This is a genomic window from Asticcacaulis currens (assembly GCF_028550395.1).
Taxonomy (GTDB): Bacteria; Pseudomonadota; Alphaproteobacteria; order Caulobacterales; family Caulobacteraceae; genus Asticcacaulis; species Asticcacaulis currens.
Genome location: NZ_JAQQKW010000001.1, coordinates 656,268 through 680,543 on the forward strand (window position 1 = coordinate 656,268; position 24,276 = coordinate 680,543).

Here is a 24,276-nt window from a genome sequence, read left to right on the forward strand (position 1 = left end):
ATTGAGGATCATTATGATTGCAGGTTCCGCCACACAAGCCTGTCTTTTCAGACAATCGTTGGCAAGTAGGGCGACTGGCCTATGGATGGAGGTCCATGAGATGTATCCTGACGCCCGGTGCCAAAGCATCGGGCGTCTTTTTGTCTCTAATACGCTCCCCGCCCATCGCCGGATGCAAAAACCCCCGCCGATGGGCGGGGGCTTAAGGCTTACTTCGGTTTCGACGAGGTAGAGGACGCAGACGATGCACTGCCCGCCGGGGCCGCAGGAGCCGCCGGCGAGACCGGGCCCGCCTTGGTCTTTCCAGCAAAGCGCTGGGTCGGCGCATCGACCAGATCCGACATGGCCAGTTTCAGACCGCGCGGGTGGGCCGCCGCCATCTTCACATCGCCGCCATAGTTCAGCACATCGATGGCGCGCGCCAGTTGGAAATCGCCCGTCTTGACGTCATAGGAGTCGGGCGGCACTTCGGACACGACGTGCGGTTCCTGACGCTTCTTACCTTCGTCGGCATCGAGCGCGTTCTTGTAGTCCGCTTCGGAGAAGGAATAGGCGCGGTTGGCGATCACCCTGGCCTGATCGCGCGACTGAGCCACTTCCAGATCAGGTTCGATACCGGTTTTCTGGATCGAGCGTCCCGACGGCGTGTAATAGCGGGCAATCGTCATCTTCACCGCGCGGTTTTCGCCCAGATTGATGACGCTCTGCACCGAGCCCTTACCAAAGGTGGTCAGACCGACGGTCGAGGCCCGCTTGTGGTCCTGAAGCGCGCCCGCCACGATTTCCGCCGCCGAGGCCGTCCCCGGATTGGTCAGCACCACGATCGGCTTGCCGTTCATGATGTCGCCCTTATGGGCCTGATAACGGGTAATGTCGTCCGGCTTGCGCCCGCGCTGCGACACCACTTCGCCGCCTTCGAGGAAGAGGTCGGCGACGCCCACCGACTGATCGAGCAGGCCGCCCGGATTGTTGCGCAGGTCAAGGATAAGGCCCTTCATCTGCGGGTTCTTGCTGCGCAGATCGCTCAGGGCGTCATAGGATTCGCGCGCCGTATTTTCGTTGAAGTTAGAGATGCGCAGATAGCCGTAATCGCCCTCCATGCGCGTCTTGACCGACTTCACATTTATGACTTCGCGCTTCAGCTTGACGTCGAAGGGTTCGTCCTTGCCTTCGCGATAGATGGTCAGGGTCAGGTCGGTATTGGGCTCGCCCTTCATCTGCGACACGGCCTCAGTCAGGCGCATCCCAAGAATCGAGGTGCCATTGATGGCGGTAATGAAGTCGCCCGACTGGATGCCCGCCTTCATGGCCGGCGTGTCGTCCATCGGGGTGACGACCTTGACCGCGCCGTCTTCGGACTGCACCTCAAGGCCGATGCCGCCGTAGGCGCCCTTCGTGCGTTCCTGAAGATCAGTGAAATCATCCGCCGACAGGTAGTTGGAATGGGGGTCGAGTGAGGACAGCATCCCCTGAAGCGCGGCTTCGATCAGCTTTTTGTCGTCCACCTCAACCACATAGTTCTGCTTGACCAGCGCCACCACGTCGCCAAACAGCTCAAGCATTTCATAGGTATCGGACTTGGGCGAAAAGGCCGGCTGATTGGCGTAGGCCACCGCACCGATGCTCAGGGCCAGAGCGGCGACGCCGCCCAGGAAGTAATTTCTCATATAGTCCTCTTTGGAGCCACCTGGCTCCGTAATGGTCACCGCCCAACGGACGGTGGCACAGACGCTCACTCCCCATACTACAGGCTTTTAATGTGGCGTAAACAGGGCCTTTACAGCTTGCTCAGATCGAAGCCGGTGGCCGGGTTGACAGGGTTCTCGCCCTTGCGCAGCTCCATGTAGAAGACCGTCGGCTTATCGGTCAGATTGGGTGTGCGCCCAAGGGGTTCGCCCCTGGCCACGGTGCGGTTGGGATCGACATAGACGCGCCCCAGCCCAGTCATGACGACCCGATACTCATTGCCGATATCCAGAATGATCACCTGCCCATATCCGTTCAGCGGTCCGGCATATTCGATGCGGCCATTGCCGGGGCTGCGCACCTGTGCCCCCGGCGAGGTTTTCAACCGCAGCCCCCGGCTCGTCTGACCGTCCACCGTCTCGCCATAGCTGGCGGCCTTTTCGCCGACGACGGGCAGTTGCAAGTCCAGCGTGCGGCTCTGGGCCGGGCGCAGGGGTGAGGGCAGGCCCAGCAGGGTCCGCTGCCTGGCCTCGAGCTCCAGATTGCGCGCCTCAATGGCGTCGGCTTCGCGCAGAAGCTGGTCCTCCAGCGCCGCCCGATCGGCCATCAGGGTTTCAAGCTGCTTTTGCTGCTCCGACACGTCGCTTTCGGAAATAAACAGTGCCTCGTTCTGCAAGGCCGCCTCACGACGCACACGGATCAGGTTGCGGTTTTCCTCCGACAGGACAGCCGCGCGCTTTTTCAGCTCCGGCGTAATCTCTTTTAGCAATATGGCCGCGATCACCGCGTCATTGGCCTTGCGCGTCGAAACGAAAATCGTCGGTGGCGGGTTGCGCGAATAGATCTGTAAGGCGCTTAGCAACCGCGCCTGCTTGTTGCGCAACGTCCCCAGCCGTCGTGTCATATCGGCCTCAAGCAAGCTCAGCGTCTCTAACCGTGCCCGATAAATCGCTGCGCGCTTTTCCGACGCGCCCTGCGTGCGGGCAATGTCGATCATCTGCGACCGCAGGCGTTCCATTTCCTGCGCGATCTCCCGCGCCGATTGATGTTTTTGCTCGCGCTTGCGGGCGTTGGTGCGCAACTCCGCCCCCAGCGTGTCCAACTCGGTCTGCGCCTGCTTGCTTAAGGGCTTCTGCACAGGCTGCGCACCCACCGTGCCCGTGCACAACAGCACGAGCAGCGTCAGCGCCGCCGGCTTTGCGGCACGCAGCAGGGCAGGGTAAGGGATCATCGGCTCAGGCTAAAGGGAGAAGGTTAATTCGCCGTTAGGGGAGGTTAACCTAAATCCGTTCTCAGGAAGGATCAGGACCACGGCGGTACATTCCCATATCTCATCGTCGGGTGTAAACTGCCCCCATGAACAGACCGACCCCCAAACCCGTTGTCGGCGGTGGTGCCAAGAAGGTGCTCTACGCCCTGAAGACCGCCACGCGCATCGGCCTCGACAACACGGCCAAGGCCCTGACGGCCAAGAATGCCTGCAAGGCCTGCGCGCTGGGTATGGGCGGGCAGAAGGGCGGCATGACCAATGAGGCGGGTGAATTCCCCTCAGTGTGCAACAAGTCCATTCAGGCGCAATCGACCGATATTCAGCCGGGTATCCCGCCAGAGGTGATTGACCACAGCCTGTCGGACCTGCGCGAGCTGGACGGTCATGAGCTGGAGCATCTGGGGAGGCTGGCCTTTCCCATCTATAAGGCGGCCGGCTCGGACCGCTATGTGCCGGTGGACTGGGACTTTGCGCTCGATCTGGCGGCGCAGCGGTTTGCCGCGACGAAGCCCGAGCGAAGCTTCTTCTACTCATCGGGGCGTTCGTCGAACGAGGCGGGGTTCGTGCTGCAACTGCTGGCGCGTCTTTATGGCACCAACAATGTCAATAACTGCTCCTACTACTGTCATCAGGCGACGGGGGTCGGGCTCGACAGCACCATCGGCACCGGCACGGCGACGGTGGAGATGGAAGACCTCGACCGCTGCGATTTCATTCTGGTTATCGGGGCCAATCCGTCGTCCAATCACCCGCGCTTTATCCACAAACTCAAAGGGGTGCGCGATCGCGGCGGCGAGGTCGTGGTCATCAACCCGGCCAAGGAGCCCGGGCTGGTGCGCTTTGCCCTGCCGAAGAACGTGAAGTCGATGGTATCGGGCGGCGACTGGATCGCCTCTGACTATCTGCAACCCCGCATCGGGTCGGACCTTGCCGTAGTGAAGGGGCTGATCAAGGCGGTCCTGGAGAATGGGGCGCAGGACGACGATTTTATAGCCGATCATACAGAGGGTTTTGCGGCCCTGCGCGCCGATATTGCGGCCACCGCATGGGCGGAAATCGAGGCGCGTACGGGTCTAACTCAGGCGGATATTGAACGTGTAGCGGGTATTTATTCGCGGGCTAAGTCGGCGGTGATCGCCTGGGGCATGGGGATTACGCACCATTTGAACGGCGTCGATAATGTCGAATATATCGCCAATCTGTGCCTGGTGCGCGGGCAGATTGGACGGCCGGGCGCCGGACTCCTGCCTCTACGGGGTCATTCCAATGTACAGGGCATAGGCACTATCGGTGTCAAGCCCGTGCTGGCGGCTGAAGTGATGGCACGCATGGAAGAGACCCTGGGGGTTGCTCTGCCGCGCGAAAAAGGCCTCGACACCATGCGCGGCATGGAGGCGGCGCATCGCGGAGAGATCGACGCCGCCCTTATCATGGGCGGTAACCTGTACGAGGCCAATCCTAACAGCGCCTTTGCCGAGGCGGCCTTTGCGCGCATCGGCTTCAAGCTGTTCCTGACCACCACGCTCAATCGCGGCCACGTCCACGGTCACGACGACAGCGAAGCCCTGATCCTGCCCGTCACCGCGCGCGACGAGGAGTGGCAGCCGACGACCCAGGAATCCATGTTCAACTTCGTGCGCCTAAGTGACGGCGGCATCTGCCGCCTAAAGTCGGTTCGGCCGGAAACGGAGATATTGTGCGAGCTGGCGCGGCGGCTCCTGCCAGACAGTCCGGTCGATTTCGAGGCCTTCAAACAGCACCGCACTATCCGCGAAGCCATTGCGCGCATCGTGCCGGGTCTGGAGGATCTGGCGGATATCGACATCGCCAAACGCGAATTCCATATCCGCGGACGCATTCTGCACGCACCAGAGTTCAAAACCAAATCGGGGCGCGCGCACTTTGTCGTGCGCGACCTGCCTCCGGTGAAGGGGGGACTGCTTCTGACCACGGTGCGCTCAGAAGGGCAGTTCAACTCGATCATCTATGAACGTACCGACAGCTATCGTGGCATGGACCGCCTGGACGTGATGATGAACGCCGAAGACATGGCCGGGCTTGGTCTCAGAGACGGCGACGCCGTGGTGGTGGAGTCCGAACACGGCCTGATGAACGGCGCGCGGGTGCGGGTCTTCGATCTGGCGCGCGGCTCGGTTATGGCCTACTACCCCGAAGCCAATGTGCTGACCGCTACGGCGGTCGACCCGCGTAGCCGCACCCCGTCCTTCAAGGCCACGCCTGTGCAGGTGCGAAAAAACGCCTAACCTTCCCTTGTAATCTCTCTGTCACCATCCCTAATGATAATAGGCGCGGACAGACGGATGGGGGCACAGATGAAAACGCTGATGATGTGGATCAGGCGGTTGCTTATGGCGCTGATCCTGATGGCGGGTCTGGCCTATGCCGGGGCCTGTGGCTACCTGTTTGTGGTGCAACGCGACAAGCTCTACATAACGCCGCACGCCGATATTCGTCCAAACGTCTCTGAAGTGCCCGGCATCCGGGATATTCGCTTGAAAACCCCCGATGGCGAGACGCTTCAGGCCTGGTATCTGCCGCCGGCGCACGGGCGGCCCCTTTATCTTTTCTTCGGCGGACAAGGGCGACCGCTGGACCAACAAAGCCACCGCTATGTCGAAATGCACAAACGCGGTGACGGCTTCCTGGCTCTGGCCTATCGCGGCTTTTCGGCTTCAACGGGAACGCCGACCGAAGACGGTCTGTTCATGGATGGACTGGTCGCCTACGACTGGCTGAAACAGTCAGGCTATCAGCCGCAACAGATCGTCATTCACGGTCATTCACTCGGCTCAGGTGTGGCGACCTACGTGGCAACCCAGCGTCCCGCCAAAGGCCTGATCCTCGAAGCCCCGTTCACGGCGGCGTCCGACGTGGCGCAGGAGCGTTACCCCTACATACCGGTGCAATGGCTGATGCTGGACAAGTTTGCTAACCGCGACCGCATCGGCTTTGTGCATATGCCGATCCTGATTGTGCACGGCGACCGCGACGACATGATCCCCTTTGCGCACGGTGAGCATTTGTACGCGCTGGCCCCGCAACCCAAGACCTTCAAACGTATGGCGGGCGAAGGCCATTCGACCCTCACCCGCACCGGTATCTATGGCGTTTATGACAACTGGCTTAGCTCACTTCACTAAGCTAAGCGCCTGACCCTCGTTGATTGCGGCCACGGCGGCCTTTAACGTTGCCATATCGGCATTGCCGCTGGCCTCTATCACCAGCCGCTCACCAATGACCACCGAATAGCTCCCCGACTGCGAATCCCCATCCCACTTCTCGCTGATAATCTTGCCCTTGTCCGAGTGGACCTTTTCGTAGCTGTTGCCGCTCTGGCTGGACGAAGAGACGTTCATCGCCGTGCCAAAGGCTGCCAGCGCCCCCATTGCCCCGATGTCAGACACCTTCAGCTCAACGCGCTTGTCGCCCTGCGCATAGACGGCGTGTGCCTCCGAGGCCGAATAGCTGCCCGTACCGCCGCCCGAGGCCCCCGCCTCGCTCTTGGCCGCGCCGATGAAGGTGGCAGGCAGCAGGGCATCAAGCTTGGCCGGCTCCACCGCCGGGGTGGCCTTGCCCTCTTCCATGGCCTTGGCCGCGGCCTCCATCTTCTTCGCGGCCGCTTCAAGGTCGTTACCATTAACCTGCACCGAGCCGTTGGGCGTGTCGACCTTCATCTGACCGGTCAGGTTCGGTGCCCCGCCCGCCATCATCCTAGTTGCCATAATTGCTCCGGTGATGCCGCCGATGATCAGTTGAATGACGATCATGACCACGACGACAACCGCCGTGTAACCCATGCTTTTTTCTTTGGGCGACTGCATAAGGCGCGGCAAGCCGGTGTACAGCAGGTAGAGACCATAAAGCCCCAGCAGACCCAATACCCCCAGCATCGGCAGCAGGGCAAAAATCCCCGCCAGCCACCCCGCTGTCATCGCGTAGGACGCGACCTTGAAGGCCTGCACATCGTTTTTGACGCCGCCAAAATTGGGGGCCAGCGCGTTGATAACAAAGGCAGCGATGTAGACCGACACGATCGACAGCACATAGCCCAGCACCGCGATGATCAGGCCGCTGACGACCGGCAGTTTGCTACTAATGCCCATAAAGGACATGCCGACCAGACTGTTGCCGACAAAGCCGGCAATGGCCGGGATGGCCGCCAAAATCATCACATAGCCGGTGGTGAGGGCGGCCTTGCTGGTGGGCTCAGAGGCGATTGTTTCCCACTCTGGCGACGGGCGCAGCAAGATGCCCCTGATGCGGTCCAGGATCGGCGGACGGGTGGTGGCTTCGACGGTCGACATGAAAACTCCCCTGAGAGGTGAAAAAGTGATGCATAGTCGGTCAGCCGATGGCCGGGGTCAATCGCGTGTTTTCAGTATCTGTCCAGGGCCACATAGGCCAGAAGATCGCCGGCTCTCGCTGCCGTTGCGTGCGGCAGGCGACGGATGAGCACGTCGCTTTGGGCGAAGACGGCGATCAGGGCCGAGTCCTGATCGGCAAAGGGCCGCAGGGCCGGGCAACCCTTGTCATCCGTCACAATGCGCCCCCTGAGCCAGGTTTCGCGCGGACCGTTGGCGGCAATATCGACGGCGGCGGGCAAACTTAAAACCGTGTCGCGTCTGACTTGCCCTAACGCGGCTTCGATCCAGGGCTTGAGGAACAGTTGCGCGCAAACCATGCTGGAGGCCGGATTGCCGGGCAGGCCAAGCACGCGACGACCGTCATTGAGCGCACCCGTCCAGGTCGGCTTGCCGGGCCGGATATTGACGCTGCCAAAGTCGATACTGAGCCCCAGCCGCTCCAGCGCCGGTTTGACGAGATCATAGTCGCCGACACTGGCCCCGCCGATGGTGACGATCAGGTCGGCCTCTGTGTCTTTCAGTGCGTCGTGAATACCGTCCAGATCGTCGCTTTCGACACCGACAAAGCTGGCCTTCGCCCCCCACTGACGGCACATGGCCAAAAGCGCAAAAGAGCCGGACTCAAAAATCTGATCCTCGCGCGGCTCGCTTCCCGGCGCGACCAGTTCATCACCGGTCGAGAGGATGGCAATGCGCGGCCGGCGCGCCACCCTCAGTGTCTTTTGACCCGCTGCCGCCGCCAGAGACAGCCGCCAGGCATCGAGCCGCAGCCCCACCGAGAGCAGTTCGTGCCCGGCCTTGAAGTCCTGCCCTCGGGGGCGGATGTGCGTCTTGGGGTCGTTCCAGCCGTCGGGCTCAATAAACACACCCATCTCGGTGACGCGGACATTTTCCTGAATGACTACGGCCTTGGCCCCGTCGGGCACCGGTGCGCCGGTATAGATGCGCACACATTCGCCCCATTCAATGCGACCTTCGAAACGGCGCCCCGCAGCGCTCTCACCTATTAGGCGCAAGGGTGCGCCCTGCGCCACCGGGTCGGTCAGCGACTTACAGATGGCATAGCCGTCCATGGCCGAGGCATCAAACGGCGGCTGGTCGCGTGTGGCGATGACCGGCTCGCTCAGAACACGGCCCAGCGCCTTCGACAAGGCAACCTTGCGCGTCTGCGGCGCCGGAGCGACCTCGCGCATAAACGTGACGGCCTCGTCAACGGGGATACCCTTGCGCGTCATTTTTCCAGAAGCCTCGGCATCAGTTCGACCATGTTGCACGGGCCGTGGCGCGAATCGAGCTGCCAGCGGATGACCTTGTCCCAGCCGTCTTTGCACGCGCCGTTCGACCCCGGCAGGCAGAAGACGAAGACGCCGCGGATGATCCCCGCCAGCGCCCGCGATTGCAGGGTGGACAGGCCCACGGTCTGAAAACTGACCATATGGAAGATGGTCGAAAAGCCGTCGATACGCTTGTCGAACAGAGGCTCGACCGCTTCGGGGGTCACGTCGCGCCCGGTAATGCCGGTGCCGCCGGTCGAGATGATGACATCAACATTGCCTGAGTCGATCCAGTTGGTGATGACGGTGCGAATATGGTCCTTGTCGTCGCGCACCAGTTCCCGTGCCGCCACATGATGACCCGCCGCCGTGATGCGCGCGTCCAGAAGATCACCCGAGGTATCGGTGTTGCGCGTGCGACTGTCCGACACGGTAAGGACGGCGATATTGACCGGCGTAAACGGACGGTCAGGGTCGATGCGCCCCGCGCCGATGTAGGATTTTTCTTTATCCGTTAGTTCCATTCTATCCTCCGGTGACGGACATGGTCCGGCGCGGTGTGTAGGCGGTTGGCGGGGCCTGCCCCCCGATGAAAAAGTCGTGCGCCTTCGGTTTGTGGCGCAGGGCCTCGGACATGGCCGCGCTGAGGGCGGCATTGCTGGTGTCTTCACGCAGCGCGGCCCGAAGGTCGACATGATCGTCCTGCCCGAGACACATGTAGAGCTGACCCGTGCAAGTGACACGCACGCGGTTGCAGGTGTCGCAGAAATTATGGCTCAACGGTGTGATCAGGCCCAGCCGCCCGGCGGTTTCGGCCACGTGGTAATAGCGCGACGGTCCGCCCGTGGTGTCGCTCAAAGGCGTGATGTCCCAGAAGCTTTGCAAATCGGCCATCACGTCGCGTAGCGACACGAACTGGTCTTCGCGCCCGGAAATCTCTTCACCGAGCGGCATGGTCTCGATCAGAGAGATGTCCATACCGTTGGCGTGGGCAAAGCGGATCATCTCCGGCAGAGAGTGGCGATTGTCCTGCTGCAGGGCGACCGTATTCAGCTTGACCTTCAGGCCCACTTTTTGCGCCGCCGCGATGCCATCCAGCACTTTTTTGATATCTCCACCGCGCGTAATGCGGCGGAAGGTGTCGGCGTCCAGACTGTCGAGCGAGACATTGATCCGCCGGATGCCGGCCGCCACCAGATGCGGCGCAGCCTCAGCCAGAAGTGTGCCGTTGGTGGTCAGGGTCAGCTCTTTCAGGTGGCCCTTATGCACCTGCGTGCCCAGACGTTTCAGGAAGTCCAGAATACCCCTGCGCACCAGAGGCTCCCCGCCCGTGATGCGCAAGCGTGTTACCCCCTGCTCGATCAGGAACAGGCAGAGGCGATCAAGCTCTTCAAAACTCAGCAGATTTTCGCGGGGAAGAAACGTCTGTCTCTCCGACATGCAATAGGTACAGCGCAGGTCGCAGCGGTCCGTCACCGAAATCCGCACATAGGAGATGTGGCGGTTGTAAGCGTCGGTCAGGGCGGGTTCAGAACGCATGTCTTTGAATAGCCGGAAAATTGCGGTCAGGACAAGGGCTCAGACGGCAAGGTCCGTTTTCGAACGGGCTATGCGTCCGAATAAGGCGTCCCCGACCCCAGGTACGCCCTATTGCGCCATGTAGATGATCGGATAGGGATTGCCGGCCGCGTCGGTCTGCGACCGCCCCGTCACCGAAAATCCGCATTTTTCATAAAAGAGGACATTGCCTGTCACCTGTTCGTTGACCTCGACGATCAGCGGCCCTTTCAGCGCGCGGGCATGGGCGATCAGGGCGCGCCCCACACCGTGCCGTTGCTGCGCCGGATCGACAAACAGCATGGCCAGCGTGTTTTGACCCGCCAGCACGCAGAAGCCGGCGGGGGCACTGTCCTTTTCTGCCACCCACACTTCGCCATCCATCAGCCCGGCCAGCAGGTAGGGGCGGTAAATGTCGATATCGCCCTCGGCGAGGAAGTCGTAGGCGGCGCGCACCGATTCTTCCCAGATGCGCGTCAGGGCGGCGACGTCGGCGGTGGTTGCGGGGCGGATCACCCCACCAGTACCTTGTCGATCCAGCGGGCCGCCAGCGAGGGCCACTGATCGTGCGTGCCGTCCAGCTCACGCAGGGCAAAGCCATGCGGGGCTTGCGGGAAGATGTGGGCATCGACCTCGCTGCCCGTCTGCTGCATGGCTTTGATCAGGTTCAGCGCGTGATCGACCGGCACGACCTGATCGTGCAGGGCGTAGGCTAAAAATATCGGCATTCGGGGGATACCGTGTGGCTCGGCGGTGATGCCGATGGGCCAGGCGTCGTAAAAGGCCTGCTTTTCGGCAGGCGGATAGTCCGGTTTACCCGCGGGCGCCTTATAGTCGCGGTGATTGGCATTGATCGGGGCATAGGCGATCAATGCCCCTTTGGCCTTTTGGGAATGGTCCTGACAGGCCATGACGCCCGCCAGATGCCCGCCCGACGACAGGCCCACGTGCAGCAGCGGCAGAGGCGCCAGGCTTGCAAGATAATCGAGCGCCTTGAGGCCGTCCGTCAGCGCAATGTCATACGGCCACACACCGCCGTCCGCATCCGCTTGCCCGGGCATCCGGTGCGTCAGCACATAGGCGTCGATGCCCTGCGCATTGAGCCACAGGGCAACCTCTACCCCCTCTTTGTCATGAACAAGATGGATATAACCGCCCCCGCCATAGACAAGGGCCCTGGCCCGTGCGGGAGCTGGAGCCAAAAAAACGCTCATTTCTGCGCGCGTGATGCGCTTATGGATACGGTCTGGCCACGCCCCCTCCGGCGCATTGGCCGCCCCGTCGGATAGTGCAATCACACGATCCGGCAGTGGGGCTTCGACGGGCAAGGCGGGGGTGGCATTTGGCATGGGCTTGTCCTTTTTATATGTGGCAAGCGGTACAGAAGAGGCGGGAAGGGGTCAATCTTCTATGCCTCCCGGCGATGCGATTACGCGGCCACCTGTTCACGCGACAGAAGCGTCTGATAGGCCCCTTCGACGGCGGCGATGACGCGGGAGTCATTCGCCAGCGCTTCCGGAAAGACCTTGCGATAGGCGAGAAAGGTCGCCACGTCCGACAGGTCGTCTTTCAGCCCCTTGCCCATAGCGATCAGCTCATCGGCCAGCGGATCGGTGATCGTCTCACCGGCCACAGCCTTCGCGCGGATAAAGCGCATCCATGCAGCCAGTGGCACGCCAAAGCGGCTCACCTCCTGACCCTTTTCCAGCGCCTCGGACAGCGACGACAAGAGGCGGATCGGCAGCTTCTGCGAGCCGTCCCAGGCGATCTGCGACAGGAGGTGACGGATGGCTGGATTGCGGAAGCGTTTCAGAATTGCTTCGGAATAGGCGGTCAGGTCGAGGCCCTTGGGCGCTTCCAGCAGCGGCACCACGTCGCTCAGCATCAGATCACGCGCCAGTTGGGCCAGCTCAGCGTCCTTCATCGCTTCCGACACGCTCTCGATGCGCTTGTGCAGGCCAGTATAGGCGATCGTCGAGTGCGGCCCATTGAGCAGGCGCAGCTTGGCGCGCTCATAGGCTGGGACATTGTCGGTCAGGATAACGCCGACTGAGGCCCAGTCGGGACCGCCGTCGTGGGCGTGTTCCTCGATCACCCACTGGGTAAAGGCTTCGCGCTGGATCGGCCAGGCGTCTTCGAGGCTGATGGCGGCCTTGACGCGCTCACGCAGGGCGTCGTCGGTGGCCGGAGTGATGGAGTCGACCATGGTGCAAGGGCAGGCGAGATCGGCCTCGATATTCGCCGCCAGCGTGGCGTCGAGTTTGTCCACAAAGGCGACCACAGCGGCCTTCAGGCGGTGGCCATTCTTGGGCAGGTTATCGCACGGGATGAGCACAAAGGGGGGCAGGCCGGCCATATAGCGACGACGCAGGCCTTCGGCCACATAGCCGATATAGGATTTCGGGGTCTGAGGGTGGGCCAGATCGTGGACGATATCTGGATGGGCGAAATCGAGTTCCCAGTTGGGATCGAGACAATAGCCTTTTTCAGTCACGGTCGAAGTGACGATCTGCACTTCGGGGCGTGTCAGGCGCTCCAGCACGCCTTCGATGTCTTCGGGCCCGACCAGCACTTCGCGCATCGAACCGAGGACCTGATATTCGATCTTTTCATCGAGAATAGCCAGCGTGTAGAGACCGTCCTGCGGGGCCAGCGCATCGCGCACGCCCTTCGAATGCAGCGACACGCCGCAGATGCCCCAGCGCGGGTCTGTGGCCAGCAGGGCATCGACGAAGGCCGCCTGATGGGCGCGGTGAAAGGCACCGGGACCGAAATGGACAATCCCGACCGAGACCCCTGCCGGATCATAGGCGGGTTTGATGACATCGGACTTCAGGGCGTCGAGCGTGGCAAGCGACAGGCGGGTCATGCGATTTCTTTCGGGCTATGAAATTAGCTAAACTGTGAAAATTCCGATGGAGCGTCCCAGGGAATTATCTCTGTTATAACGGGCGCGGTGCATAGGGGAAACGCCGTTTTCCCCATGATACCTACAAAGTGACGCCATTCTTCCAGATGGCGATTTCCCGCTCGTCGTTCTTTTCGTTGTTGGACCGTTCGCCCGACGCCACGCGCAGGATGAGATCGATCAGATCATCGGCGGTTTCGTCCAGCGTCTTGCCCTCCAGCGCCTGACCCGCATTAAAGTCGATCCAGTGCGGTTTCTTTTCGGCCAGAGCGGTGTTCGAGGCGATTTTCAGCGTCGGGGCGGGGAAGCCCAGCGGCGTACCGCGGCCAGTGGTGAAAAGCACGATTACGGCCCCGGCTGCCGTAAGGGCGGTCGAGGACACGGCATCATTGCCGGGCGCTTCGAGGAGCGACAGCCCCGGCTGCGTGGCGCGCTCGCCATAGCGCAGCACCTCAGTCAACTGGCTGAGGCCGCCTTTTTGCACGGCCCCCAGCGACTTTTCTTCGAGCGTGGTGATGCCCCCGGCCTTGTTGCCCGGTGACGGGTTTTCAAACACCGGCTGGTTGTTGTCGAGAAAGTATTGTTTGAAGTCGTTGACCACCTCGACGACCTGATGAAACACCCCTTCGTCCTTGGCGCGGGCCATCAGGATGCGTTCTGCCCCGAAGACTTCCGGAATTTCGGTCATGATCGACTGACCGCCCGCCTGCGCCACAATGTCGGCCACCCGCCCAACCAGCGGATTGGCGGTCAGGCCCGAAAAGCCGTCTGAGCCGCCGCACTTGACGCCGATGGCGAGGTCGGAGACGTTGCACAGTTCGCGCTGATCCTTTTCGATCACCTTCACGAGTTCTTCCAGCGCCTCAAGGCCCGCATCGTGCTCGTCCTCAACCATCTGGGCGGCGAAGTATTTGAGGCGGTCAGGGGTGCGGCCTTCAATCTCACCGATCAGGGCGCTGAGCTGATTGTTCTCGCAGCCCAGACCGACGATCAGCACGCCGCCCGCATTGGGATGCGCCGCCAGCGCCGCCAGCAGCTTTCGCGTATGGTTGAGGTCGTCGCCGAGTTGCGAGCAGCCGAGCGGATGGGTCAGGGCATAGACGCCATCGACGCGGCCCCTGAAGCGCTCGCTTGCCACCTTGGCCAGCCGCTCGGAGGTGCGCGCCACACAGCCCACTGTGCACAGTATCCAGATTTCATTGCGGATACCGACGCGCCCGTCCGCACGGCGATAGCCCATAAAGGTGCGCGTGTCGGGGTGCGAGCCCGGCCCTTCGGCGGTCACGGGCGCGTAGTTATAATCCTCAACCCCCGTCAGAGAGGTGGCCAGGTTGTGCGTATGGACGTGTTCTCCCGCCTTGATCGGTGCGATGGCGTGCCCGATGCGAAAACCGAATTTCAGCACCGGCGCGTCCACCGCGATGTCACGCAGGGCGACCTTGTGTCCTTTGGGGATGTCGGTGCGGAGCGTCAGTCGCACATCGCCAAAATCGAGCACCTCCCCGGCGCTCAGCGCTTCGACCGCAATCGCCACATCGTCGGTTGCGTGCACGCGCACATAGCGCACCATAGCCGGGGCTTTGACGTCGTTAGGACCAAGGGCCGCGCAGGCGGAAGAGTCGTCGGGCATAATCGCTGACTTTCTGACGCCCGTCGTGCTCTGACCCGAGCCCGCGAACGCTGTTTTTTATGTTGACGGTTGGTAACCGGTGTCATACCTCTGAAAGCTGTGCAAAGGCAAGAGGCGTAACAGAGCTACGGACGGAAAATCTGCGTGCTTGCCCGAAAGTGCGCTTTACCGCTAAATATAACAGATAAAACGGACTTTTGTATGGGGCCGTTTCGTAATTCAGGCCGGAAGCAAAACTCACACATGACCCCCACCGCTCTTTCCGAAGGCGCTCCCGATCCCGTCGAAGACTTCCTGAAGCGCCGCAAGAAGGCGACTATCAATGACGTGGCCTCTCTGGCGCGGGTGTCGAAGAAGACGGTGTCGCGCGTGATCAACCATTCGCCGTCGGTGCGCGCCGAAACCCGCGATCAGGTCAATGCCATCATCGCCCGCATCGGCTTCAAACCGGACCCGCAGGCGCGCGGCCTGGCCTTTCGCCGCTCCTTCCTGCTGGGCCTTGTCTATGACAACCCCAATGCCCAGTACGTTATCAATATTCAGAACGGTGTCTTGGACTGCATCCGCGGCTCGGGTACCGAGCTGGTGGTTCACCCGTGCGACAAGACCAGCCCGGACTTTATCGACGAAATCCGCGACTTTGTGGAATTGCAGCGACTGTCCGGAGTGATCGTCCTGCCGCCTATCGCCGAGAACCGCCAACTGCTGTCTGCGCTTGATGATCTTGACGTGCCCTATGTGCGCATTACCGCCATGCCGGGCGAAGAAAACACACCGCCTATCGCCTCGACGCAGGTGGTATCAAGAGACCGCATGGGCTGTCGCGCGGCGGCCGAGCATCTGGCCGATCTGGGGCACAGCCGCATCGGCTTCATCTCAGGCCCGGCGGGTTACGCCTCGGCGCGCCAACGTCGCCAGGGCTTCGATGAAGGGCTGACAGGGCGTGGTCTGACGCTTGATCCCGTCCTGATCGTACAGGGGGAATATACCTTCGAGTCGGGCTATCTGGCGGGCAAGGCGCTGTTGTCGCAATCGCCGCGCCCGACCGCCATCTTCAGCTCAAACGACGAAATGGCAGTCGGGGTCTATAAGGCGGCCGCCGAGCAAGGGCTCAGCATCCCCGATGACCTCAGCGTGGTAGGCTATGACGACGCGCCGATCGCCGCCCGCGTCACGCCCGGCCTGACCAGTGTGCGCGCCCCCATCCGCGACATGGGACGAGCCGCCGCCGACGCCCTGATCGCCGAAAACCGCAAGGACAGCACTATTTTTGACACGACGCTGATCGTGCGGCAATCGACCGGCCCAGCAGTGCTGGCGTTCAAGCCGTAAAACGGCTTTCTGCGAACGCGTCTAAATTAGACATTGATAAAAGCCATGACACCGGTTACCTGTTGAGCGGGAGATCATGCACCCGAAGGCCGTCATCAAACTCATCCAGAACGGTCCACGGTTTCGCTTTGTTTCGGTATCTATAACATGTCCAAGCCTTTGATTTTGAACGAAGACCGTCTGTTTTCGGCAGACCCGGCACAGCGCGCGGTGGCCCGCGAGCTGTATGCGCTGATCAAGGATTACCCCATCCTGTCGCCGCACGGTCATACGGACCCGCAATGGTTCGCCGACAACGCCAATTTCGGCAGCGCGACTGAGCTGTTTCTGGCACCTGACCATTACATCTACCGCATGCTCTATTCTCAGGGCTATGACCTGAACGATCTGGGCGTGGGCTCAAAAGCCGGGCCTTCGACCGCCGATCCGCGCAAGGCGTGGAAAATCTTTGCCTCCAATCAGCACCTGTTCCGCGGCACGCCGACCGCCATGTGGATGAACCACGTGTTCGGTCACATCATGGGTTTCGACAAGCGTCTTGATGAGACGACGGCGGATGCGTATTTCGACCGCATCGGTGAGCTTTTGGCGTCAGACGCCTATAAGCCGCGCGCCCTGTTTGAACGCTTCAATATCGAGCTTCTGGCCACCACCGAGTCCCCCACCGACACGCTGGAGCACCATCAGAAAATTCGCGCATCGGGCTGGAAGGGCCGCGTCGTCACCGCCTACCGCCCCGATCCGGTTATTGATGCCGAACACGAGGACTTCCGCGACAAGCTGAAAGTGTTTGCCGAGCTTTCCGGCGAAGACGTCTATAGCTGGAAGGGTTATCTGGCCGCCCACCGCAAACGCCGTGATTTTTTTATGGAGATGGGTGCGACCTCAACCGACCACGGCCACCCGACGGCGAAGACCGCCAATCTGTCGGGTGCGCAGTCCGAGGCCCTGTTCAACCGCATTATCGCCGGGGAAATTACCCCTGCCGATGCCGAGCTGTTCCGCGCCCAGATGCTGACTGAAATGGCGCGCATGAGCCTTGATGACGGGCTAACCATGCAGATTCACCCCGGCTCATTCCGCAACCACAATCAGACGATCTTTGAAACCTTCGGGCGCGACAAGGGCTGCGACATCCCGCTGGCCACCGATTACGTCAATGATCTTAAGCCGCTGCTGGACGCTTTCGGTAACGAAAAGGCCCTGACAGTCATCTTGTTTACGCTGGATGAGACCTCCTATTCGCGCGAACTGGCGCCGTTGGCCGGGCACTATCCGATCCTGAAGCTCGGCCCGTCGTGGTGGTTCCACGACTCGCCTGAAGGCATGACGCGCTTCCGCGAACAGGTCACCGAAACCGCCGGCTTCTACAATACGGTCGGCTTCAACGACGATACGCGCGCCTTCCTTTCGATCCCGGCGCGCCACGACGTCGCCCGCCGCATCGACGCCAACTTCCTGGCGCGACTGGTGGTCGAACACCGCCTCGAACTGGAAGACGCGGCCGAGACGATCAAGGACCTGACCTATAACCTGCCCAAGGCGGCCTATAAGCTGTAGGCTTTTGTGGAAGCAAGACGAAGGGGTCACAGACCCCTTCACCCCATAAAAGAAGAGCCCCGCTTTTGTCAGCGAGGCTCCGTGTATCTGGGTGCAGGGGTCTGCGTCCCCTGCTAGACTTAACGCGTACTATTCAGCCGCAACCGTAGAGGCCACATCGGCATATTCTTCGATCTGGTCGAAGTTCATATAGCGATAGACTTCAGCGCCCTTGGCATTGATGACGCCCATGTCGGAGAGGTATTCCTCGACGGTGGGCAGACGGCCGAGCTTAGAGGCAATGGCCGACAGTTCCGCCGAGGCGAGGAAGACATTGGTGTTCTTGCCCAGACGGTTGGGGAAGTTGCGCGTCGAGGTCGAAACCACGGTGGCACCTTCGCGCACCTGAGCCTGATTGCCCATGCACAGCGAACAGCCCGGCATTTCCATACGTGCCCCGGCGGTGCCCAGCACGTTGTAGTGGCCTTCCTTGGTCAGTTCTGCGGCGTCCATTTTGGTCGGCGGGGCAACCCACAGGCGCGTCGGGATGTCCTTCTTGCCGTTGAGCAGCAGGGAGGCGGCGCGGAAGTGGCCGATATTGGTCATGCACGAGCCGATGAAGACTTCGTCGATGGCTGTGTTCTGCACGTCGGACAGCAGGCGCGCATCGTCCGGATCGTTCGGGGCGCACAGGATTGGCTCTTTGATGTCGTTGAGGTCGATGTCGATGATCGCCGCGTATTCGGCGTCGGCATCGGCTTCCATCAGCACCGGGTTGGCCAGCCAGTCTTCCATCGCCTTGATCCGGCGTTGCAGCGTGCGGGCGTCTTGGTAGCCGTCCGCGATCATGTTCTTCATCAGTACGATGTTCGAGGTCATGTACTCGATGATCGGCTCTTTGTTGAGCTTCACGGTGCAGCCCGCCGCCGACCGCTCTGCCGAGGCGTCGGTCAGTTCAAACGCCTGTTCGACCTTCAGGTCCGGCAGGCCTTCGATTTCGAGGATGCGGCCGGAGAAGGCGTTGACCTTGCCGGCCTTGGCGACGGTCAGCAGGCCCTGCTTGATGGCGTAGTAGGGGATGGCGTGGACGAGGTCACGCAGGGTGATGCCCGGCTGAAGCTGGCCCTTGAAGCGGACAAGGATGGATTCCGGCATGTCGAGCGGCATGACGCCGGTTGCGGCACCGAAGGCCACCAGGCCCGAACCGGCGGGGAAGGATATCCCGATGGGGAAGCGAGTGTGCGAATCGCCGCCGGTGCCGACTGTGTCCGGCAGGAGCAGACGGTTCAGCCACGAGTGGATGACCCCGTCGCCCGGACGCAGGGCCACACCGCCGCGGTTGGAGATAAAGGCCGGCAGTTCGCGATGCGTCTTGACATCGACCGGCTTCGGATAGGCCGCCGTGTGGCAGAAGGACTGCATGACCAGATCGGCCGAGAAGCCTAGGCAAGCGAGGTCTTTCAGCTCGTCGCGGGTCATCGGGCCCGTGGTGTCCTGAGAGCCGACCGTAGTCATCTTGGGCTCGCAGTAGGTGCCCGGACGGATGCCTTGCCCTTCGGCCAGACCGCAGGCCTTGCCGACCATCTTTTGCGCCAGCGTGAAGCCCTTGCCCGAATCGACCGGGGCGACAGGCAGGCGGAAGGCGGTAGAAGCCGGCAGGCCCAGAAACTCACGCGCCTTGGCAGTCAGCGAGCGACCGATGATCAGGTTGATGCGGCCGCCCGCCTGCACTTCGTCCAGAATAACGTGCGACTTGAGCTGGAAGTCGGCGATCTTTTGCCCGGCCTTTTCGACCTTACCCTCATAGGGGTAGATGTCGATGACATCGCCCATATTCATCTGCGACACATCGACTTCGATGGGCAGGGCGCCGGAATCTTCCTGCGTGTTGAAGAAGATCGGGGCAATCTTGCCACCGAGGGTCACGCCGCCAAAGCGCTTGTTCGGCACGTAAGGGATGTCTTCGCCGGTCGCCCAGATGACCGAGTTGGTCGCCGATTTACGCGACGACCCGGTGCCGACCACGTCCCCGACATAGGCGACGAGGTTGCCCTTGGCTTTCAGGTCTTCGATGAACTGGATCGGGCCGCGCTTGCCGTCCTCTTCCGGCGTGATGCCGGGCCGCGCGTTTTTCAGCATGGCCAGATAGTGCAGGGGGATGTCCGGGCGTGACCAGGCGTCCGGCGCGGGCGACAGGTCGTCCGTATTGGTTTCGCCAGTGACCTTGAACACGGTGACGGTGATCTTTTCTGCGACCTTGGGGCGCGAGGTGAACCATTCGGCCTCGGCCCACGACTGGATCACGTCCTTGGCGTTGGCGTTACCGGCCTTGGCCAGTTCCGCCACGTCGTGGAAGAAGTCGAACATCAGAAGCGTCTTTTTCAGCGCTTCGGCGGCGATCTTGCCAACCACAGCATCGCTCAGAAGGTCGATCAGCGGCTTGACGTTATAACCGCCAACCATGGTCCCCAGAAGCTCGGTCGCCTTTTCGCGGCTGATCAGCGCAACCGGGAAGTCGCCATGCGCCACCGCCGACAGAAAGGAGGCCTTGACCTTGGCCGCATCATCAACGCCCGGCGGCACGCGATAGGTGATCAGGTCGAGTAGGAATTCCGCTTCGCCGGCGGGCGGGCTCTTGATCAGTTCGATCACTTCGGCGGTTTGCTGTGCAGTCAGCGGCAGGGGCGGAATGCCAAGCGCGGCGCGCTCGGCCACATGGGCACGATAGGCTTCAAGCATCGGTACACCTTTAGAAAGGGTCTGGGGACGGACTTATGGAGTCCTTGGTTTGGCGCATATCGCAGGCGCGAAGCCTTGCATAGGCCGCAGGGGTAAAATGGGCGTGAAACGGTGCAGAAATTTGCATGGGTGAAGTTTGTTTTTCACCCCTGAACGGCGCTTTTGGCCATGATGCGGGCCTCAGGTGCTGGGCGGGTTGGCGTCGAGACAGGCCAGAACCTCCTGCCCAATATCGGCAGGCCAGACGCCAAGGCGCTGACGAAGCGCAGCACGATCCCCGGCAAACAGGGCGCGCGATGCCTCTTCAAAGCCTTCCCGATCGCCCGCCAAAGTGACCATGACGCGATAGGCGGCATTGACGCGCGCTCTTGGGTCCGGTCCACCTTTGCGCGCCGCGTCAATCAGCTTGCGCAAGGTCACTGACGCGCCCCCCGGCTGCTGCGCCAGCCACTCCCAATGGCGCGGCAAAAGCGTGACTTCGCGCGGCACGACCCCCAGCTTTGGCCGTCCGCGTTTGGCGGTTTCAGGCGCGATTTTAGGGGCGGGGGCATAGCGCGCCTGAACGGCCGCCGCGTCGCCGCGCAGGTCGAGATCGACCACCTGACCCGTGGCGCGATCAAAGACGAAAACAGGGGCGTCGGGTTGCGCCTCAATGGCCTTGTGGGCAGCCAGTGCGGCTTCGGCGGGCGGGCCAACAGACAGACGGCGGGCGGCCTGAAACACGGCATAGAGGGGTTCGGACGTCATCAGGCTCTCAGAATTTATTTTACCCGGATAAAAATATGCGCTATCAGCCCCAATGTCAAAGGAGAAGATCATGGACAGCCATGAAAAGAAGGCGGCGATCGCGGCCTACAAGGAACGCAAGGCGGTGAGCGGGGTCTATGCGGTGATCTGCAACGCCACGGGCGAGACGTGGGTGGGGGCCAGCCGCAATCTGGAGGCGCAGCAGAACGGCCTGTGGTTTGCGTTGCGACTGGGCAGCCATCGCCATGGCAGCCTGCAAGCTGCCTGGAACGCGCATGGTGAGACAGAGTTTCGCTATGAGGCGCTGGATCGCGTGCCGGAGGACTATTCCGACATGGCGCGCAAGGACGATCTGAAACGCCGCAAAGACCTGTGGCAGCAGCGGTTACAAGCTGAGGGGTTGCTATAAAAAAGAGCCCCGCCGAGTGACGACGGGGCTCATGAATCGGGGGCGGGGGGTAACCCTTCGCCTGCTTTACCAGACCTAGCCGCGGGCCAGATTGCGCAAAACGTAAGGCATTACGCCGCCGTTTTTGAAATATTCAAGCTCGGTCGGGGTGTCGATGCGGCAGCGCACGGGGAAGCGGGCCACCTTGCCGTCCGAGGCGCGGAACAGCTCAACGATCAGTTCCTGGCGCGGCTGTACGTTTTCGAGGCCGCGTATGGTGACGATTTCTTCGCCGGTCAGGCCCAGCTTCTGCCAGCCGTCGATCTTGAACTGCAAGGGCAGGACGCCCATGCCGACCAGGTTGGAGCGGTGGATGCGCTCGAACGACTCGGCGATGACGGCGCGCACGCCCTGAAGCTTGGTGCCCTTGGCCGCCCAGTCGCGCGACGAACCTGTACCATATTCCTTACCCGCGAAGATGACCATGCTGCGGCCTTCGGCCTTGTAGCGCATGGCGGCATCGTAGATGGCCATGACGTCACCCGACGGGAAGTGTTTGGTGACCCCGCCTTCGATGTCCGGCGTGATCTTGTTGCGGATGCGGATATTGGCGAAGGTGCCGCGCATCATGACTTCGTGGTGGCCGCGACGCGCGCCGTAGGAGTTGAACTCCGACACCGGCACGTCGTGGTTGGTCAGCCACTGACCGGCGGGCGAGGTCTTCTTGATCGAACCAGCCGGCGAAATGTGGTCGGTGGTGATCGAGTCGCCGAAGATGCCGAGCACGCGCGCTTCGACAACGTCGGTGACCTTTTCCGGCGTCATGCTCATGCCCTCGAAATAGGGCGGGTTGGCGACGTAGGTCGAGGTGGCATCCCACTGATAGGTCTGACCGCCCGACACGGAGATGGCCTGCCAGTGTTCATCGCCCTTGAAGACGTCGGCATAGCGGGCGCTGAACTTGTCGTGGGTGACGTTGGCGCGCTGAATCTCGGCGATCTCGGCATTGGTAGGCCAGATGTCCTTGAGATAGACCGGCTCGCCGTTGCTGCCGGTGCCGAGCGGATCGGTCGTCAGATTGACGTTGAGCGATCCGGCCAGCGCGTAAGCTACAACCAGCGGCGGCGAGGCCAGATAGTTGGCACGCACGTCGGGGTTCACACGGCCTTCGAAGTTGCGGTTGCCCGACAGGACCGAGCAGGCGACGAGATCGGCTTCGTTGACGGCCGCCGAAATGGCTTCGGGAAGCGGGCCGGAATTGCCGATGCAGGTGGTGCAGCCATAGCCGGTCAGGTTGAAGCCCAGGGCATCGAGATCGGCGGTCAGGCCCGCGGCATTGAGGTAATCCGTGACGACCTGAGAACCGGGGGCCAGCGAAGTCTTGACCCACGGTTTGACGCTGAGGCCCAGCGCCTTGGCCTTGCGCGCCACCAGACCGGCGGCGATCAGCACCGACGGGTTGGAGGTGTTGGTGCACGAGGTGATGGCGGCAATGACCACATCGCCGTGCTTGACGCTGTAGTCGGTGCCGGCGACGGCGGCGGAGCGGGTTTCGTCGCCCGCCTTGTTGAATTCACCGCTCAGGGCCTTGGCAAATTCCGATGCCGCGTCGGTCAGCAGCACGCGGTCCTGCGGACGCTTGGGACCGGCCAGAGACGGCAGCACGCCACCAAGGTCAAGCTCCAGCGTATCTGTAAAGACCGGATCGTTTTCCGGATCGAGCCACAGGCCTTGTTGTTTGGCATAGGCTTCGACCAGAGCGACGCGGGCGGGCTCACGGTTGGTGGCCTTCAGATAGTCGATGGTCGCCTGCGACACCGGGAAGAAGCCGCAGGTGGCGCCATATTCCGGAGCCATATTGGCAATGGTCGCCTGGTCTTCGAGCGACAGGGTGGTCAGGCCCTCGCCGAAATATTCGACGAACTTACCCACGACGCCCTTTTTGCGCAGCATCTGGGTGATGGTCAGGACGAGGTCGGTGGCAGTGGCCCCTTCCGGCAGCCTGCCGGTCAGCTTGAAGCCGATAACTTCGGGGATCAGCATGGGGATGGGCTGGCCCAGCATGGCGGCTTCGGCCTCGATGCCGCCGACGCCCCAACCGAGCACACTCAGGCCGTTGACCATGGTGGTGTGTGAATCGGTGCCGACCACCGTGTCCGGATAGGCGACGTCGCCGCCTGCGGCGACGCTGGTCCACACAGTCTGGGCCAGGTATTCCAGATTGACCTGATGGCAGATGCCGGTGCCCGGCGGCACTACGCGAAAATTGTTAAAGGCCGACGAGCCCCAGCGCAGGAAGTTATAGCGCTCCATATTGCGCTCATATTCGCGGTCCACATTCTTTTTGGCCGCATCCGCCGTGCCGAAATAATCGACCATGACCGAATGGTCGATGACTAGGTCCACCGGGTTGAGCGGATTGATCTTGGCCGGATCGGCCCCCAGCTTGACCATGGCGTCGCGCATGGCCGCCAGATCCACGACGGCGGGAACGCCGGTGAAGTCCTGCATCAGGACGCGCGCCGGGCGGAAGGCGATTTCGTGTTCGACCGAGCCCTTGTTGTCGATCCAGTTGGACAGCGCCTGGATGTCGGCCTTGGTCACCGACACGCCGTCTTCGTTTCGCAGCAGGTTTTCCAGCAACACCTTCAGCGAAGCCGGCAGCCGAGAGATGTTGGGCAGGCCGTTGGCTTCGGCGGCCTTCAGGTCAAAATAGGTGTAGGTGTGCTCGCCGACGGTGAGTTCGGCCTTAGAAATAAAGCTGTCGAGGGACATGGTCGCTTTTCCTTCCGACCGCGTAAGGGTGGGAACATCGCGGCCC

The 24,276-nt window shown here is 61.8% G+C and carries 18 protein-coding genes; 5 read left to right on the top strand and 13 right to left on the bottom strand.

Going from position 1 to position 24,276, the window contains the following annotated elements; all coding sequences use genetic code 11:
- Nucleotides 1-209 precede the first annotated feature (209 nt).
- The gene (locus PQU94_RS02835) at nucleotides 210-1,667 is read right to left on the bottom strand and encodes a S41 family peptidase (RefSeq protein WP_272739966.1); all 1,458 of its coding nucleotides are present in this window, start codon (nucleotides 1,665-1,667) and stop codon (nucleotides 210-212) included.
- A gap of 110 nt (nucleotides 1,668-1,777) precedes the next feature.
- The gene (locus tag PQU94_RS02840; protein ID WP_272739967.1) at nucleotides 1,778-2,917 is read right to left on the bottom strand and encodes a murein hydrolase activator EnvC family protein; all 1,140 of its coding nucleotides are present in this window, start codon (nucleotides 2,915-2,917) and stop codon (nucleotides 1,778-1,780) included.
- Between the two features lie 125 nt (nucleotides 2,918-3,042).
- Between PQU94_RS02840 and PQU94_RS02845 the strand changes: the two genes are divergently transcribed.
- Together PQU94_RS02845 and PQU94_RS02850 are read left to right on the top strand one after the other, a co-directional pair.
- On the top strand, nucleotides 3,043-5,220 hold the full coding sequence (locus PQU94_RS02845) for an FdhF/YdeP family oxidoreductase (RefSeq protein ID WP_272739968.1): 2,178 nt from the start codon (nucleotides 3,043-3,045) through the stop codon (nucleotides 5,218-5,220).
- Nucleotides 5,221-5,289: 69 nt separating this feature from the next.
- Entirely contained in the window at nucleotides 5,290-6,117 is an 828-nt protein-coding gene (locus PQU94_RS02850; protein ID WP_272739969.1) for an alpha/beta hydrolase, read from the top strand.
- Here PQU94_RS02850 and PQU94_RS02855 read toward each other — a convergent pair.
- The 8 genes from PQU94_RS02855 to PQU94_RS02890 all read right to left on the bottom strand — a co-directional run bounded on the left by PQU94_RS02855 (nucleotide 6,106) and on the right by PQU94_RS02890 (nucleotide 14,650).
- The gene (locus PQU94_RS02855; protein WP_272739970.1) at nucleotides 6,106-7,281 is read right to left on the bottom strand and encodes a Yip1 family protein; all 1,176 of its coding nucleotides are present in this window, start codon (nucleotides 7,279-7,281) and stop codon (nucleotides 6,106-6,108) included. The genes PQU94_RS02850 and PQU94_RS02855 overlap by 12 nt on opposite strands.
- 71 nt (nucleotides 7,282-7,352) lie before the next feature.
- Nucleotides 7,353-8,576 carry a molybdopterin molybdotransferase MoeA gene (locus PQU94_RS02860; protein WP_272739971.1) on the bottom strand — a complete coding sequence of 408 codons (1,224 nt, stop codon included), beginning with the start codon at nucleotides 8,574-8,576 and terminating at the stop codon, nucleotides 7,353-7,355.
- A complete protein-coding gene (moaB, locus tag PQU94_RS02865) occupies nucleotides 8,573-9,139 on the bottom strand; it encodes a molybdenum cofactor biosynthesis protein B (RefSeq protein WP_272739972.1) in 567 nt (188 codons plus the stop codon). The genes PQU94_RS02860 and moaB overlap by 4 nt, the downstream gene beginning before the upstream one ends.
- Before the next feature lies 1 nt (nucleotide 9,140).
- Nucleotides 9,141-10,154, bottom strand: coding sequence for a GTP 3',8-cyclase MoaA (moaA, locus tag PQU94_RS02870; protein ID WP_272739973.1), 1,014 nt, complete (start codon nucleotides 10,152-10,154; stop codon nucleotides 9,141-9,143).
- A 108-nt stretch (nucleotides 10,155-10,262) separates the two neighbouring features.
- On the bottom strand, nucleotides 10,263-10,688 hold the full coding sequence (locus PQU94_RS02875; protein ID WP_272739974.1) for a GNAT family N-acetyltransferase: 426 nt from the start codon (nucleotides 10,686-10,688) through the stop codon (nucleotides 10,263-10,265).
- Nucleotides 10,685-11,521, bottom strand: a complete 837-nt coding sequence (locus PQU94_RS02880) for an alpha/beta hydrolase family protein (RefSeq protein ID WP_272739975.1) — start codon at nucleotides 11,519-11,521, stop codon at nucleotides 10,685-10,687. The genes PQU94_RS02875 and PQU94_RS02880 overlap by 4 nt, the downstream gene beginning before the upstream one ends.
- A gap of 80 nt (nucleotides 11,522-11,601) precedes the next feature.
- The gene (locus tag PQU94_RS02885) at nucleotides 11,602-13,041 is read right to left on the bottom strand and encodes a mannitol dehydrogenase family protein (RefSeq protein ID WP_272739976.1); all 1,440 of its coding nucleotides are present in this window, start codon (nucleotides 13,039-13,041) and stop codon (nucleotides 11,602-11,604) included.
- Nucleotides 13,042-13,162: 121 nt separating this feature from the next.
- Entirely contained in the window at nucleotides 13,163-14,650 is a 1,488-nt protein-coding gene (locus PQU94_RS02890; protein ID WP_272740058.1) for a UxaA family hydrolase, read from the bottom strand.
- Nucleotides 14,651-14,953: 303 nt separating this feature from the next.
- Between PQU94_RS02890 and PQU94_RS02895 the strand changes: the two genes are divergently transcribed.
- Nucleotides 14,954-16,042 carry a LacI family DNA-binding transcriptional regulator gene (locus PQU94_RS02895; RefSeq protein WP_272739977.1) on the top strand — a complete coding sequence of 363 codons (1,089 nt, stop codon included), beginning with the start codon at nucleotides 14,954-14,956 and terminating at the stop codon, nucleotides 16,040-16,042.
- 147 nt (nucleotides 16,043-16,189) lie between these two features.
- Nucleotides 16,190-17,602 (top strand): glucuronate isomerase, encoded by a 1,413-nt coding sequence (uxaC, locus tag PQU94_RS02900; protein WP_272739978.1) that lies wholly within the window; start codon nucleotides 16,190-16,192, stop codon nucleotides 17,600-17,602.
- Nucleotides 17,603-17,731: 129 nt separating this feature from the next.
- Here the strand turns inward: uxaC and acnB are convergent, their stop codons facing one another.
- Both acnB and PQU94_RS02910 read right to left on the bottom strand, forming a co-directional pair.
- The gene (acnB, locus tag PQU94_RS02905; RefSeq protein WP_272739979.1) at nucleotides 17,732-20,320 is read right to left on the bottom strand and encodes a bifunctional aconitate hydratase 2/2-methylisocitrate dehydratase; all 2,589 of its coding nucleotides are present in this window, start codon (nucleotides 20,318-20,320) and stop codon (nucleotides 17,732-17,734) included.
- Nucleotides 20,321-20,500: 180 nt separating this feature from the next.
- Entirely contained in the window at nucleotides 20,501-21,067 is a 567-nt protein-coding gene (locus PQU94_RS02910) for a DUF2239 family protein (RefSeq protein WP_272739980.1), read from the bottom strand.
- A gap of 70 nt (nucleotides 21,068-21,137) precedes the next feature.
- Between PQU94_RS02910 and PQU94_RS02915 the strand changes: the two genes are divergently transcribed.
- On the top strand, nucleotides 21,138-21,476 hold the full coding sequence (locus tag PQU94_RS02915) for a GIY-YIG nuclease family protein (RefSeq protein WP_272739981.1): 339 nt from the start codon (nucleotides 21,138-21,140) through the stop codon (nucleotides 21,474-21,476).
- Nucleotides 21,477-21,551: 75 nt separating this feature from the next.
- On the opposite strand, the gene acnA is transcribed toward PQU94_RS02915, so the two are convergent.
- The gene (acnA, locus tag PQU94_RS02920; RefSeq protein ID WP_272739982.1) at nucleotides 21,552-24,230 is read right to left on the bottom strand and encodes an aconitate hydratase AcnA; all 2,679 of its coding nucleotides are present in this window, start codon (nucleotides 24,228-24,230) and stop codon (nucleotides 21,552-21,554) included.
- Nucleotides 24,231-24,276 lie beyond the last annotated feature (46 nt).